The 14,614-nt window shown below is 65.6% G+C and carries 11 protein-coding genes; 5 read left to right on the forward strand and 6 right to left on the reverse strand.

Features of this window, described 5'->3' with window-relative positions; all coding sequences use genetic code 11:
* Nucleotides 1-8 precede the first annotated feature (8 nt).
* Nucleotides 9-2,363: a UvrD-helicase domain-containing protein gene (locus CYJ10_RS08320; protein WP_101681074.1), complete on the forward strand. Its 2,355-nt coding sequence runs from the start codon at nt 9-11 to the stop codon at nt 2,361-2,363.
* A 48-nt stretch (nt 2,364-2,411) separates the two neighbouring features.
* Here the strand turns inward: CYJ10_RS08320 and CYJ10_RS08325 are convergent, their stop codons facing one another.
* The 4 genes from CYJ10_RS08325 to CYJ10_RS08340 all read right to left on the reverse strand — a co-directional run bounded on the left by CYJ10_RS08325 (nt 2,412) and on the right by CYJ10_RS08340 (nt 5,952).
* A complete protein-coding gene (locus CYJ10_RS08325) occupies nt 2,412-3,212 on the reverse strand; it encodes a BPSS1780 family membrane protein (protein ID WP_101681010.1) in 801 nt (266 codons plus the stop codon).
* 6 nt (nt 3,213-3,218) lie between these two features.
* Nucleotides 3,219-4,202, reverse strand: a complete 984-nt coding sequence (locus tag CYJ10_RS08330) for a homoserine kinase (protein ID WP_101681011.1) — start codon at nt 4,200-4,202, stop codon at nt 3,219-3,221.
* Nucleotides 4,203-4,398: 196 nt separating this feature from the next.
* On the reverse strand, nt 4,399-4,812 hold the full coding sequence (locus CYJ10_RS08335; RefSeq protein ID WP_101681012.1) for a DUF2782 domain-containing protein: 414 nt from the start codon (nt 4,810-4,812) through the stop codon (nt 4,399-4,401).
* Between the two features lie 192 nt (nt 4,813-5,004).
* Entirely contained in the window at nt 5,005-5,952 is a 948-nt protein-coding gene (locus CYJ10_RS08340) for an LOG family protein (RefSeq protein WP_175459820.1), read from the reverse strand.
* A gap of 4 nt (nt 5,953-5,956) precedes the next feature.
* Here CYJ10_RS08340 and polA point away from each other — a divergent pair, with 4 nt between their 5' ends.
* The 4 genes from polA to CYJ10_RS08360 all read left to right on the forward strand — a co-directional run bounded on the left by polA (nt 5,957) and on the right by CYJ10_RS08360 (nt 12,548).
* On the forward strand, nt 5,957-8,764 hold the full coding sequence (gene polA, locus CYJ10_RS08345; RefSeq protein WP_101681013.1) for a DNA polymerase I: 2,808 nt from the start codon (nt 5,957-5,959) through the stop codon (nt 8,762-8,764).
* Nucleotides 8,765-9,078: 314 nt separating this feature from the next.
* Nucleotides 9,079-10,488, forward strand: a complete 1,410-nt coding sequence (locus CYJ10_RS08350; protein WP_101681014.1) for an NAD(P)/FAD-dependent oxidoreductase — start codon at nt 9,079-9,081, stop codon at nt 10,486-10,488.
* Nucleotides 10,489-10,675: 187 nt separating this feature from the next.
* Nucleotides 10,676-11,551 carry a dienelactone hydrolase family protein gene (locus CYJ10_RS08355; protein ID WP_101681015.1) on the forward strand — a complete coding sequence of 292 codons (876 nt, stop codon included), beginning with the start codon at nt 10,676-10,678 and terminating at the stop codon, nt 11,549-11,551.
* A gap of 184 nt (nt 11,552-11,735) precedes the next feature.
* Complete coding sequence (locus tag CYJ10_RS08360; RefSeq protein ID WP_153945546.1) at nt 11,736-12,548, forward strand: ZIP family metal transporter; 813 nt, start codon at nt 11,736-11,738, stop codon at nt 12,546-12,548.
* 31 nt (nt 12,549-12,579) lie between these two features.
* Here the strand turns inward: CYJ10_RS08360 and CYJ10_RS08365 are convergent, their stop codons facing one another.
* Together CYJ10_RS08365 and CYJ10_RS08370 are read right to left on the reverse strand one after the other, a co-directional pair.
* A complete protein-coding gene (locus tag CYJ10_RS08365) occupies nt 12,580-13,443 on the reverse strand; it encodes a sulfurtransferase (protein ID WP_101681016.1) in 864 nt (287 codons plus the stop codon).
* A 66-nt stretch (nt 13,444-13,509) separates the two neighbouring features.
* Complete coding sequence (locus tag CYJ10_RS08370; protein WP_101681017.1) at nt 13,510-14,430, reverse strand: DMT family transporter; 921 nt, start codon at nt 14,428-14,430, stop codon at nt 13,510-13,512.
* Nucleotides 14,431-14,614 lie beyond the last annotated feature (184 nt).

Genomic DNA, 14,614 nt, shown 5'->3' on the forward strand with positions numbered 1-14,614 from the left:
CCGATCCGATGTCCAGCCTGCTTGCCAATCTCAACGCCGAACAACACGCCGCCGTCACTTTGCCGGACGAACCGGCCCTGATCCTGGCCGGCGCGGGCAGCGGCAAGACCCGCGTGCTGACCACGCGCATCGCCTGGCTGATCCAGAACGGGCGGGTGTCCCCGGCCGGCATCCTGGCCGTGACCTTCACGAACAAGGCCGCCAAGGAAATGCAGACGCGGCTGTCGTCGATGCTGCCGATCAACACGCGCGGCATGTGGATCGGCACCTTCCACGGCCTGTGCAACCGCATGCTGCGCGCGCACTTCCGCGACGCCGGGCTGCCCCAGACCTTCGCCATCCTGGACACCCAGGACCAGCTTTCGGCGCTCAAGCGGCTGCTCAAGCAACTCAACGTCGACGACGAGAAGTACCCGGCCAAGAACCTCCAGTACTTCATCAACAACGCCAAGGAACAGGGCCTGCGGCCGGCGGACGTCGAGGCCAACGACGACTTCAACCGCCGCTTTGTCGACCTGTACGCCGCCTACGACGAGCAGTGCCAGCGCGAGGGCGTGGTGGATTTCGCCGAACTGCTGCTGCGCTGCTACGAACTGCTGCGCTACAACGACGCCATCCGACAGCACTACCAGCACCGCTTCCGCCACGTGCTGGTCGACGAATTCCAGGATACCAACGTGCTGCAGTACCGGTGGCTCAAGCTGCTGGCCGGCTATGGCACGGGCAGCGCCGCGGCGGTGTTCGCGGTTGGAGACGACGACCAGAGCATCTACGCGTTCCGGGGCGCCAACGTTGGCAACATGCGCGATTTCGAGCAGGAATTCCGCGTGCGGCACATGATCAAGCTCGAGCAGAACTACCGGTCGCACGGGCACATCCTCGACAGCGCCAACCACCTGATCTCGCACAACGCGCGCCGGCTCGGCAAGAACCTGCGCACCGACGCGGGGCACGGCGAGCCGGTGCGTGTGTTTCAGGCCGGCTCGGACGGGCAGGAGGCATCGTGGATCGTTGAGGAAATCCGCGACCAGATCGCCCAGGGCATGACGCGCTCGGAAGTTGCGATCCTGTACCGCAGCAATGCCCAGTCACGTGTGATTGAACATGCACTTTTTTCGTCGGGTATTCCGTACCGCGTGTACGGCGGCCTGCGCTTCTTCGAGCGTGCCGAAGTCAAGCACGCGCTGGCGTACCTGCAACTGATCGAGAACCCGCGCAACGACGCCGCATTTGGCCGGGTGGTCAACTTCCCGACGCGCGGCATTGGCGCCAAGACGCTGGAAAACCTGCAGGACGCCGCGCGCCAGTACAACTGCTCGCTGGCCGAGGCGGTGGCCTACGTGCCTGGCAAGGGCGGCACGTCGCTGGCGGCCTTCCTGCGCCTGATCGAACAGATGCGCGCGGAAACCGGCCGCATGACGCTGGCTCAAACCGTGGAATACGTGACGAATACCAGCGGGTTGCTCACGCATTACCAGACGGAAAAGGAAGGCCAGGACCGGATCGAGAACTTGCAGGAACTGGTGACGGCCGCCCAGGCTTTCGTGGTGGAGGAAGGCTACGGCCTGGACGCGCTGGCCCGCATGCTGCCCGCCAGCCGCGACGCCACGCCGGCGCTGGCGCAGGGCGATCAGGACCAGCAGGTACTGGACCCCGAGCAACTGCCGGTGGTGATGACCCCGCTGGTGGCCTTCCTGACGCATGCGTCGCTGGAAGCCGGCGACAACCAGGCCCAGGCCGGCCAGGACGCGGTACAGATGATGACCGTGCACGCGGCCAAGGGCCTCGAATTCAATGTGGTGTTCATCACCGGCCTGGAAGAGGGCCTGTTCCCGCACGAAAACAGCGCCATGGAAGCCGACGGGCTGGAGGAAGAGCGCCGCCTGATGTATGTGGCCATCACCCGGGCGCGCCAGCGGCTGTTTCTGTCGTTCGCCCAGAGCCGCGTGCTGCATGGCCAGATGCGCTACCACGTGCGCTCGCGCTTTTTCGAGGAACTGCCGGAACCCGCGCTGAAGTGGATCACGCCGCAGGCCCAGGCGTCGTATGGCAACTATGGCGTCAGCCGCCAGGAGCGCGACAGCGCCTGGGGCCGCGACTGGTTCAAACGTGCCGAGGACGTGCCGTTTACAGGCAGCAAGGCCACCGGCGGCATGGATACGGGCAAGAACTACGCTGAGGAAAAACGTGCCGCGGCCACCGGTTTCCGGGTGGGACAGAACGTGTTCCACACGAAGTTCGGCGAGGGCAAGATCAAGGCGCTGGAAGGCGAGGGTGCCGACGCGCGCGCCAATATCGACTTCAAGCGGCACGGCGCCAAGTGGCTGGCGCTGGCGGTGGCGAAGCTGGACCCGATCGACTGAGGATGGGTTGGCGCCCCATTGCCGCATCGGCAGCGGGGCGCAGCGGAATCAGGCATGGGGGGCGCTTTCCGCGGCCTCGCCGGGCGGCACGATATTGAAGCAGCCGCGATAGGTGGCGTAGAACGAGCAGTACAGGACCGCCAGCATCAGCAACGAGTACGGCGTGACCAGGAACGACAGCACCGCCTGCGCGCCCAGCGCGGCGAAGACCGTTTCCAGGACCAGCGGCACCGCCACCAGCAGCACCGCGAACATCACCGCGTATGTGAAGAACGCCCCGCGGTTGCGCCAGCATGCCGTCCAGCTGAAGAACAGCGCCTTGACCGGCGGCACCTGGTGCCAGGCGGCCAGCAGCGGCGCGAACCAGAACATCATCGCCACCGGTGTGTACAGCACCGCGCCGATCATCAGCGCGAAGTAGAGCTGGCGGATGGCATCGGCCGACGGCTCTTCGCCGCGCAGCACGATGGGCGCCACCGCGCCGATGTCGACCACGGCCGTGGCGATCAGGCTCAGCGAGAACACCAGTACCGCATAGATGGCCCCCAGCACCAGCAGATGGCGCGTGGCCTGCTTGCCGTTGGTCCGGAACCCGGCCAGCAGGATGGTGGGCAGCACGCGCTTGTTCTGGATGACCTCGCGGCAGGCCGTCATCACGCCCACGTACAGGCCGGGCGTGAAGACCAGCAGGGCGATGATGCCGAACAGCGGCACGAAGATCGCCAGCTGGGCGGCAATCAGGTAGATGAACAGCAGCATCAGGAACGCCAGCGGGTTCTTGCGGAACAGCCAGATTCCCTGGCGCAGCCAGACGTAGCCTTCCTTGGCGGAAACTTCCAGTAGTTGCATGGCGAATCAGATCCAGGGGAGAGTCGCCCCGTCGTCGATGCGACGGCGCAGGATGCGTTCAAAGTGGGTCGGATCGTGCGGCTGAAGCATGTCGGCCTCGCGCGGCAGGTAGAAATCCCACAGGCGCGACACCCAGAAGCGCAGCGCGCCGGCGCGCAGCATGTCCTGCCAGTGCGCGGCTTCCACCTTTGTCAGCGGGCGAACGGCGTCATAGGCGCGCAGCATGGCCTGGGCGCGGACGGGATCGAGTACGCCGGTTGCCAGGTCGATGCACCAGTCGTTGACGGTCACGGCCAGATCGAACAGCCACTTGTCGTTGCCGGCGAAGTAGAAGTCGAAGAAGCCGCCCAGCCGATGCTGGCCATCGACCGTATCGAACAGCACGTTGTCGCGGAACAGGTCGCAATGGCACGGGCTGCCTTGCAGCGCGGCGTAGTCGGCACTGCCAAAGAACGCGGTCTGGTGCACGATCTCGTCGGTCAGCAACTGACGCTGGGCGGTGTCCAGGAACGGCGTGATCTCGGGGGCGGTCTGCTGCCACCAGGCCAGACTGCGCAGGTTCGGCTGCTGGCGCGGATAGTCCTGGCCGGCCAGGTGCATGCGTGCCAGCATCGTGCCGACTTCGGCGCAATGGTCGGCGGCCGGCGCCAGCTGCGACGCGCCGGGCAGGCGCGTGACGATGGTGGCCGGCTTGCCCTTCAGTTCGCGCAGGATCTCGCCATCGCGCGCCGGCATGGGGGCCGGTACGCTGATGCCGTGGCGGGCCAGATGATCCATCAGGTGCAGGTAGTAGGGCAACTGGTCAAAACGCAGCCGCTCGAAGATGGTCAGCACGTACTCGTGCGTGACGCCATCCTGCTCCGTGGTCAGAAAGAAGTTGCTGTTTTCGATGCCCGAGGCAATGCCGCGCAGCGCGCGCACTTCGCCAAGGTCGTAATCAAGCAGCCAGCGGGCGATCTCGTCCTGCGAGACCGTGGTAAATACGGCCATACTGTCAAATTGGTACGAAACGGGGGGACGGCGGACTGCAACCGCGAGGTTGCCACGTTCCGCCGCCGCGGCATTGCTGCCGGAGGGCCGGCGCGATCCTCGCCAGGCAAGCGGCGCCGGCGCGGATCGTGGGTGAGAAAGGCGTAAGACTATCAGGTCTGCCGGAGCGATCCTCAGAACGGGTCGGAACCCGGACTCAGAACTTCAGGTTTACCGACGGTACGCGATTCACGTCGTGGTCGCGAATCCGGGGCGAACTGTCTTCCGGCTTGCTCATCTCGTACTTCGTGCCAAAACCGGATTGCACCTGGATTTCGGTGGCGCGGCCCTTGTCGCGGTACTCGGTCACCTGGGTGCCGTCGCGCTCACGCAACTGGAAGCTCGGCTCGCGGGGCTGGTTCAGCTGGCTCTTGGCAGCGGGTGCAATCGGCTGGTTGTTGATTTTATTGAGTTCCTGCTGCGTCAGCGCATTGCTGGTTTCCTCTGCCAGCGCCGCCTGGGTGGCAGTCAATGCCAGGACGGTAGCGGCGAGCGCGAGCAGATAGCCGTGGCGGCCGATGGCGGCTTGCAGATCGGCCAGCCTGGCACCCGGTTGCGAAGGGGAAGTCATCTGAGGCTCCTGTGCGCGCGGGCTAATGGGCCCCGCGACGCGGAATTGGCCTGCACGCAGCCGGCGGCGCCGGATGTGGCAGGTGGACAGGCTTCCATTCTAGCAATTCCTGTCGTTTCCGGGCCGCTCTCGTGGCCTTGCGTCCACCTGCCGAACCCCGCGGGCCGGCAGGCGGATGTGGCGCCTAATGCCTTACAGATAGAACATCTCTTCCTTGGGCGGAATCGGATTGTCGCCACCACGCTTCTCGTAGTACTCGTACACGGCTTCGAGCACTTCCTGCGGTTCGTCGACGATCTTCATCAGGTCCAGGTCGTGTTCCGCGATCAGGCCCATCGGCAGCAGCGTGAAGCGGAACCAGTCGAGCAGGCCCTTCCAGAACCGGCTGCCATACATCACCACCGGCACCGAGCGCGACTTGCCGGTCTGCACCAGCGTCAGCACCTCGGCCAGTTCGTCGAGCGTGCCGAAGCCGCCCGGCATCACGATGAACGCGTCGGAATTCTTCACGAACGTGACCTTGCGCGTGAAGAAATGGCGGAAACGCATGGCGATGTCCTGGTACGGATTGCCCTGCTGTTCGTGCGGCAGCTCGATATTCAGGCCCACGCTGGCGGACTTGCCCGCGTGCGCGCCCTTGTTAGCCGCTTCCATGATGCCGGGGCCGCCGCCGGAGATCACCGCGAAGCCCGCGTCCGAGAACAGCCGGGCGATTTCGATGGTCTTCTGGTAGTACGGCGAATCCTCGCGCAGGCGCGCGCTGCCGTAGATGGAGACGGCCGGGCGGATCTCGGACAGGTACTCGGTCGCCTCGATGAACTCTGCCATAATCGTGAACATTTGCCACGAGGCGCGCGCCTTCTTGGCCGTCGCACGGTCTTCATCGGCCAGCGCACGCAGGCTTGGAATCATCTTGCGCGGATTCGCGCGCGCTGCCGCCGCACGCGCGGCAGCTTCCTGTTCTTCGGGGTTCTTGCCGGCAGCCGCGGCATCGGCCTTGGCGGCGATGGCTGCGGCATGTGCCGACGCCTTGCCGGGCGGCGGATTCACCGTGTTACCGGAAATGTCGGAAACATCCGTGTCGGCGAGGGGCGCTGAGTCTGCGCCGCCAATAGGGGCACCAGTCAATTTAGAGTCCATGGGAATGTCGGATAGTCCAAAAACACTCTTGCTCGTCGATGGGTCGAGCTATCTGTATCGCGCGTATCACGCGCTGCCGGACCTGAGGAATGGCGAAGGTCTGCCCACAGGGGCAATCTACGGCATGATCAACATGTTGCGCAAGCTGCGCAACGATTACCCGGCACAGTATATCGCCTGCGTCTTCGACGCCAAGGGCAAGACGTTCCGGGATGATCTATATCCCGCCTACAAGGAGCATCGTCCGTCGATGCCCGAAGACCTGGTCCGCCAAATCGAGCCGATCCACGAGGCGGTGCGCGCCCTGGGCTGGCCGATCGTGGTCGTGGAAGGCGTGGAAGCCGACGACGTGATCGGCACGCTGGCCTGCCAGGCCACCCAGCAGGGCGTGCGTACCGTGGTATCCACGGGCGACAAGGACCTGGCGCAGCTGGTCAACGACAGCGTCACGCTGGTCAACACGATGAGCGGCGAAATTCTGGACCCGCCCGGCGTGGTGACCAAGTTCGGCGTACCGCCCGAGCGCATTGTCGACTACCTGTCGCTGATCGGCGATGCCGTGGACAACGTCCCCGGCGTGCCGAAGGTGGGCCCCAAGACGGCGGTGAAGTGGCTGTCCGAGTACGGCACGCTCGACAGCATCATGGCTGGCGCCGACGGCATCAAGGGCGTGGTGGGCGAGAACCTGCGCAATACGCTGGACTGGCTGCCGCGCGCGCGCGAACTGGTGACGGTCAAGACCGATTGCGATCTCAGTGGCGCCGTGGCCGACTTCCACGCGCTGCACGACCTGGGCGAGGACAAGGACAAGCTGGTGGCGTTCTTCCAGCGCTACGGCTTCAAGACCTGGCTGCGCGAAGCCACCGGCGAGTCGCTGCCGAACGCGCGCGCCGCCGCGGCCCGCGCCGCGCCGCAACCGGCGCAGGGCGGTCTGTTCGATGCCGCGCCGGGTGCCGCCGAAGACCAGCCCGCCGAAGACCTGCCGCCGGGCGAGATCCGCTACGAAACGGTGACCACCGAAGCCGCGCTCGATGCGTGGCTGCAGAAGCTCGTCGACGCGCCGCTCGTGGCGGTCGATACGGAAACCACGTCGCTCGACCCGATGCTGGCCGAGCTGGTGGGCATCTCGGTGTCGGTGGAGCCGGGCGAGGCCGCCTACATCCCCGTGGCACATCGCGGCCCCGACGTGGCCGGCGCGGAAAATCACGGCCAGCTGTCGCGCGAATTCGTGCTGGACAAGCTGCGCGCGTGGCTGGAGGATCCATCGCGCATGAAGCTGGGCCAGCACCTGAAGTACGACGCGCACGTGTTCATGAACCACGGCGTTACGCTGCGCGGCATCGCGCACGACACGATGCTGGAAAGCTACGTGCTGGCGTCGTACCGCAACCATGGCATGGACAGCTTGGCCGAGCGCCTGCTGAACCTGAAGACGATCACCTACGAAGAGGTGTGCGGCAAGGGCGCCAGCCAGATCGGCTTCGACCAGATCGACCTGCAGCGCGCCACCGAATACGCGGCCGAAGACGCCGACGTCACGCTGCGCCTGCATCGCAAGATGCTGCCGCAGCTGGAACGCGAAGAAGGCCTGAAGTACGTCTACGAAGGCATCGAGATGCCGGTGTCGGTGGTGCTGCAGAAGATCGAGCGCAACGGCGTGCTGATCGACGCCGACAAGCTGGCCGCGCAGAGCGCGTCGCTGGGCCAACGCATGCTGGAAGCCGAGCGCGCCGCGCACGAGGCCGCCGGCCAGCCGTTCAACCTGGGGTCGCCGAAGCAGATCGGCGAGATCCTGTTTACCCAGATGCAGCTGCCGGTGGTGAAGAAGACCGCCAGCGGCGCGCCGTCGACCGACGAAGAGGTGCTGCAGAAGCTGGCGGAGGACTACCCGCTGCCGAAGCTGCTGCTGGACTACCGCGGGCTGTCGAAGCTCAAGTCGACCTATACCGACAAGCTGCCCAGGATGGTGAATCCGAAGACCGGCCGCGTGCATACCAGCTACGGCCAGGCCACGGCGGTGACGGGCCGGCTGGCGTCGACCGATCCGAACCTGCAGAACATCCCTGTACGCACCGAGGAAGGCCGCCGTATCCGCGAAGCCTTCATCGCGGGGCCCGGCAATGTGATCGTGTCGGCCGACTACTCGCAGATCGAACTGCGCATCATGGCGCATATCTCGGGTGACGATAACCTGCTGCGCGCCTTTGCCAACGGCGAGGACATCCACCGCGCCACGGCCGGCGAGATCTTTGCAGTGGAGCGCGAGGCCGTCACCAGCGAGCAGCGCCGCTACGCCAAGGTGATCAACTTTGGCCTGATCTACGGCATGAGCGCGTTCGGCCTGGCCAGCAATCTGGGTATCGAGCGCGAGGCGGCCAAGCACTATATCGACCGCTATTTCATGCGCTATCCGGGCGTGGCCAACTACATGGAGGAAACGCGCCAGAAGGCGCGCGATCAGGGTTACGTCGAAACCGTGTTCGGCCGTCGCCTCTGGCTGCCCGACATCCGTGGCGGCAACGGGCCGCGCCGCCAGGCCGCCGAGCGCGCCGCCATCAACGCGCCGATGCAGGGCACGGCTGCCGACCTCATCAAGCTGTCGATGATCGCCGTGCAGGACTGGCTGGAAACCGACAGGCTCGGGTCGCGCCAGATCATGCAGGTGCACGATGAACTGGTGCTCGAAGTGCCGCAGGCCGAGTTCGACCTTGTGAAGACGAAGCTGCCCGAGTTGATGTGCGCGGTGGCGACGCTGAACGTGCCGCTGGTGGCCGAAGTGGGCAGCGGCGCAAACTGGGAAGAAGCGCACTAGCGGGCGCACCCCCGGGGCACCAGGGGCGCACTTCCCCGGGGCCGCCGCCAGCACAGTCGCGCGTGCCCCGGCGGGGCACAGATCGCCGCGTTGCGGTTGTCTCCCGCGCGATGCCGATGTATGCAAAGAAGTACTGTCTGAATCGACGCTGGAAGGCTTGCCAGCCGTGCTGCTCTGCAGCACACTGGCAGCGAACCAGCCGTTTTTTGCAGTACCAGCCGCACACAGAACATCGGCCTCGCGGTGCGAGACCACAACAGAAAGACGCCGCAGGGGCCTGCACCGGTTTTCAAATTGAAAACATCGGGTAGACCATGAGCAACGCACAAGGCAGAGAGGAAAGCGCCCCCACTCCTATCGACACCACCGCAGGCGGCACGCAAGTCAGCGTGACGCCGCGTCCTTTGAACCTCCCCCACCGGATCATCGTGGTCGGCGGCGGGGCCGGCGGGCTTGAACTCGTCACGCGTCTTGGCGACAAGTTGGGCAAGTCGCGACGCGCACAGGTCACGCTGGTCGACCGCATGCCTACGCACATCTGGAAGCCGCTGCTGCACGAAGTGGCCGCCGGCAGCATGGATCCGAATACCCACCAGCTTGAATATGCCGCGCAGGCGCGCTGGCACCATTTCGACTTCCAGCAAGGCGAACTGACCGGCATCGATCGCGCACGCAAGATCGTGAACGTGGCGGCCTGCATGGATCAGGATGGCACCGAACTGCTGCCCGCGCGCGAACTGCCGTACGACACGCTGGTGCTGGCCATCGGCTGCATCACGCACTTCTTCAACGTGCCGGGTGCGGCAGAGCACGCCATCGCGCTGGACACCGTGGATCAGGCGGAACGCTTCCGGCGCAAGCTGATCGCGGCCTGCGTGCGCGCCCAGAACGGCAAGGGGCGTATTGGCGCGGATGGCCGGCCGCAGGTGGACGTGGCCATCATCGGCGCCGGCGCCACGGGCGTGGAGCTGTCGGCCGAGTTGCGCAACACCGCGCACGTGCTCAATGCGTATGGACTGCACCAGTTGGACCCGCGCCGCGATGTGCGCATCCATGTGATCGAGGCTGGCCCGCGCATCCTGCCGGCCCTGTCGGAGCGTGTCTCCGCCGAGACCACCAAGCTGCTGCGCAAGCTCGACGTCGACGTGTTCACGTCGGAGCGCGTGACCGAGGTGACGGGCGATGCCGTGCTGACGGCCAGCGGCAAGCGCATCGATGCGGACCTGACCGTGTGGGCGGCCGGCATCACGGCGCCGGGCGTGTTGCGCACGCTGGGCCTGCCGGTCAGCAAGATGGGACAGCTTGTGGTGGGCCCGACGCTGCAGACCGAAACCGATCCGGACGTCTTCGCATTCGGCGACTGCGCGGCGGCGCCGTGGGCCGAGAAGCAGACCACGGTACCGCCGCGCGCCCAGGCGGCGCACCAGCAGGCCACGTTCCTGTACAACGCGCTGCGTGCCCGGCTCGATGGCAAGCCGCTGCCGAAGTTCGGCTTCAAGGACTTTGGGTCGCTGGTGTCGCTGGGGCACTTCAGCGCGGTGGGTAGCCTGATGGGTGGCCTGATCGGCGGCTCGATGTTTATCGAGGGCCTGATGGCGCGCTTCATGTACACGTCGCTGTACCGCATGCACGTGCTGGCGCTGCACGGCGCCATCGGCATGGGGCTCGACACCGTGACGCACTGGCTGCGCAGCAAGACCAGCCCGCGCGTGAAGCTGCACTGACGCGACAGGCATCGGGCCGACAGGCTTAGGTCCGGATCAAGCCGGATCAAGCCGGATCAAGACCGATGGCCGCCAACGCATGCCCAGGCGTGCGCTGGCGGCCATGTTTGCTTAGAATCGACGGCGCCGCGCTTGCGTCACTTGCCAGATCACGCGTGCGGCGCCCTCGATGCCAAGGAGACCCCTCATGCTGAAGCCCGAAGTCGAAAGCCTCGTTCCCGGTCAGTCGTTCGACCGCCGCAGTTTCGTCAAGACCGCGCTGGGCTCGGCCTTCGCGGCAGCCGTGCTGCCGGTGACCGCGCAGACCATCAAGACCGATTTCCACGGCCTGACCGCCGGCGAAGTCACGGTGCCGTCGAATGGCTTCAACATGCCGGTCTATCGCGCCCAGCCCGAAGGCAAGAAGAACCTGCCTGTGGTGCTGGTGATCAGCGAGATCTTCGGCGTCCACGAACATATCGCCGACATTTGTCGCCGTTTCGCCAAGCTGGGCTATCTCGCCATCGCCCCCGAGCTGTTTGCCCGCCAGGGCGACCCCAGCAGCTATGGCACGATTCAGGAACTGCAGGCCAACATCATCCAGAAGGTGCCCGACGCGCAGGTGATGGGCGACCTCGACGCGTGCGTGACGTGGGCGGCCGCGAATGGCGGCGACGTGAACCGGCTGGCGATTACCGGTTTCTGCTGGGGCGGGCGCATCACGTGGCTGTACACGGCGCACAGCAAGCGCGTGAAGGTGGGCGTGGCGTGGTATGGCCAGCTCGTGGGCCAGCCGAACGCGCTGAAGCCGAAGAATCCGGTCGACATCGCCGGCGACCTGCACGCGCCGGTGCTGGGTCTCTACGGCGGCAAGGACACCGGCATCACGCAGGAACATGTGTCCCAGATGAAGGCCGCGCTGGCCGAATCGTCGAACCCGAATGCCAAGGCGTCGACCTTCGTGGTCTATCCGGAAGCCGGCCACGCATTCCACGCCGACTACCGGGCCAGCTACGTGGAAGCCGCGGCCAAGGACGGCTGGCAACGCTGCCTGGCCTGGTTCAAGGAACACAAGGTGGCTTGATCCGGGCGGCCGAATGGCCCCCGTTCGCGCGGGTGATTGCAAAGAAGGCGCCGACGTACGTACAATGCGGACTTTCGCGTTTTTGCAACCATGTTGCGTTAATGCGCGAGCGTAGTCAGTCGGCGACGACTGCCCGGTTGGCGGGCAGGGGCCGGTCCGGGAGTTCATCATCCATTCCACGCTTCTGTATATCTTGCTGGCGGCGACCATTTCGGGCGTCGGCAGCATTTTCGGCGCGGCGCTGCTGTCGCTGACCGTGGCTTCGCGCGTGGTGGAGCGCATGGTGAGCTTCTCGGTGGGTGTGTTGCTGGCGACGGCCTTGCTCCATTCGCTGCCCGAGGCTTTCGAGTCTGGCGCCGATCCGCGTGCGCTGTTCGGCACGCTGCTGGCCGGGCTGCTGGGCTTCTTCCTGCTTGAAAAGATTTCGCTGCTGCGCCACTCGCATCACCACGAGGGCGACGGGCACCATCACCATCACGGCCATGACCGCGAGGAAGCGGGCCGTAGCGGCCTGACCATCCTGGTGGGCGACACGTTCCACAACTTTGCCGACGGCATCGTGATCGCCGCCGCGTTCCTGGCCGATCCGCATATCGGTCTGGTGACGGCGCTGGCCATTGCCGCGCACGAGATCCCGCAGGAAGTGGGCGATTTCATCGTGCTGCTGAACGCGGGATTCTCGAAGGCGCGGGCCTTCGCGTTCAATCTGCTGTCGAGCCTGGCCGCCATCCTGGGCGGCATTGTTGGCTACTTCCTGCTGGACCAGCTGACGGGCTGGATTCCGTACGTGCTGGTGATTGCGTCGAGCAGCTTCGTCTATATCGCCGTGAGCGACCTGATGCCGCAGATGCAGCGCAAGCCGCGACTTAAGGAATCGGCGGTGCAGGTGGTGTTGGTGGCGGCCGGTATCGCGGCAATCGTCTTCATCACCAATGGCGTGCATGAGCAGCACGCACATGGCCACTCGAAGGCCAAAACGGAAGCGGCGTCAAACTGACGCCGCTTTTTTTTTCTGGCCGCCTGGCCTCTCAGGTGGCGCTACCCGTCGCCACCGGACGCTTCGGGTCGGCGCACCATTCGCTCCACGACCCCGGATACAACGCCGCATCGGCCAGCCCGGCCACTTCCATGGCCAGCAGGTTGTGGCAGGCCGTCACGCCCGAGCCGCACTGCATGACCGTGTCTTCGGCCGCCTTGCCGCCGAAGACCTGGCCGAATTCCGCGCGGAGTTGGTCGGCCGGCTTGAAGCGGCCATCGGCAGCCAGATTGTCCTTGAAGAAGCGATTGGCCGCGCCAGGAATATGGCCGCCAACGGGGTCGAGCGTTTCGTTCTCGCCGCGGAAGCGGTCGGCCGCCCGTGCATCGACCACCAGCAGCGCCGGCTGACCCAGGTTTTCCAGCAGAGCCGAGGCATCGACAGTACGCACCAGCGGCGCGCGGCGCGTGAGATTGCCGCCGGTCTCGGGGTCGGGCGTGGCGCCCGCTTCCAGTGGCAGACCTGCTGCCAGCCAGGCCGCCTTGCCGCCGTCGAGCACCGCCACGGCACCGTGGCCCACCCAGCGCGCCAGCCACCAGAGCCGCGCGGCGTACATGCTGCCCTGCGCGTCGTAGGCGACGATCAGCGTATCGTCGTTGACGCCCAGCGCGCGCAGCCGGGTCACGAACAGGTCGGCATCGGGCAGCGGATGGCGGCCGTTGGCGCCGGTCTTCGGGCCGGATAGCTCATTGTCCAGATGCAGGTAGAACGCGCCGGGCACATGGTCCTGCTGGTACATCTCGCGGCCGGCGGCAGGGTTGGTCAGGTCGAACGAGCAATCGATGACGACCACGTGCTGCTTGCCCGAGGCACGCAGCTGGTCCAGTTCGATGGCGGAAATCAGCGGTGATGGCATGAAGAACCTGTCTCGCGTTGAGTGGGAAGTCGATGCCAATGCTACACCGCCGTATCCGGGGGCGCGTCAGACCTCGGGATGCACCTCGGCCTCGGGCGACTTGACCGGCGTGGCCGGCGTGGGATGCTTGTCGGTGTCGCGGGCGCGCGTGAGCGTGGTGGCGATGCCGCTGGCCACGATCAGCGCCATGCCCAGCCACGAGATCCAGTTGAGCTTGTCGTCCCAGACCAGCATGCCCCACAGACTCGAGAACACGATGCCCGCGTACTGCAGGTTGGCCGTCAGCAGCGTGTTGCCACGCTTGTAGGCGCGCGTCATCGACGTCTGCCCCAGCGTGGCCAGGACGCCGATGGCCAGCAGCAGCACCGCGCCGTGCCAGGTGTGGTGGCTGACGCCGGTAAAGAGCATCCACACCAGGCCGCAGACCAGGCCCACGGCCGAGAAATAGAACACGATGCGGCCTTCGGGTTCGCCAAGCTGACCCAGCTGGCGCACTTCCACATAGGCCAGCGCCGTGAACACGCCGGACACCAGGCCGATCATGCCGCCCGCGAGCTGGTCCTTGCCTACCGAGGGTTGCAGCAGGCAGATCACCCCTGCGAACGACAGCAGGATGGCGCCGATCAGCTTCTTGTCGGTGCCGCCGCGCGTGCCGGCCAGTGCCGCGCCGGCGCCCAGGATCAGCGCGATCCACACGGGCGACATGTAGTTCAGCGTCATCGCCGTGGCCAGGGGCAGCAGGGTGATCGACGTGAACCAGAGCAGCAGGGCGGTGACGCCAAAGATGCTGCGCTTGATGTGGGTGACCATGTGCGGCGTGCGCACCGACGTGCCCTGCGACGCCAGCAGGATCCACATGATCGTCACGCCAATCAGGCTGCGGTAGAAGACGATCTCGCCCGTGGTGTAGAGCTCGGACGCCAGTTTGACCCCCACCCCCATCAATGAAAATGCGAAGGCGGCAAACAACATCCAGAGCGATTGCATGGCGAAACCGGCGAAAGAAGGGCGTGGAAGGGGGCGGAACAGAAAAAAATCGTTGATAAGGCAACGATTAAGTCAGCGATTCTATCAGTGCGTCGATCGGCGCTCCAATGCAAAACGGACCGTTTTCACGGTCCGTTTCGTGTTGTCCACAGTTTTGGGGCGATCACCGCACCCGGCTTGCGAA

The sequence above is a fragment of the Cupriavidus pauculus genome, assembly GCF_002858765.1.
Classification (GTDB): domain Bacteria; phylum Pseudomonadota; class Gammaproteobacteria; order Burkholderiales; family Burkholderiaceae; genus Cupriavidus; species Cupriavidus pauculus_B.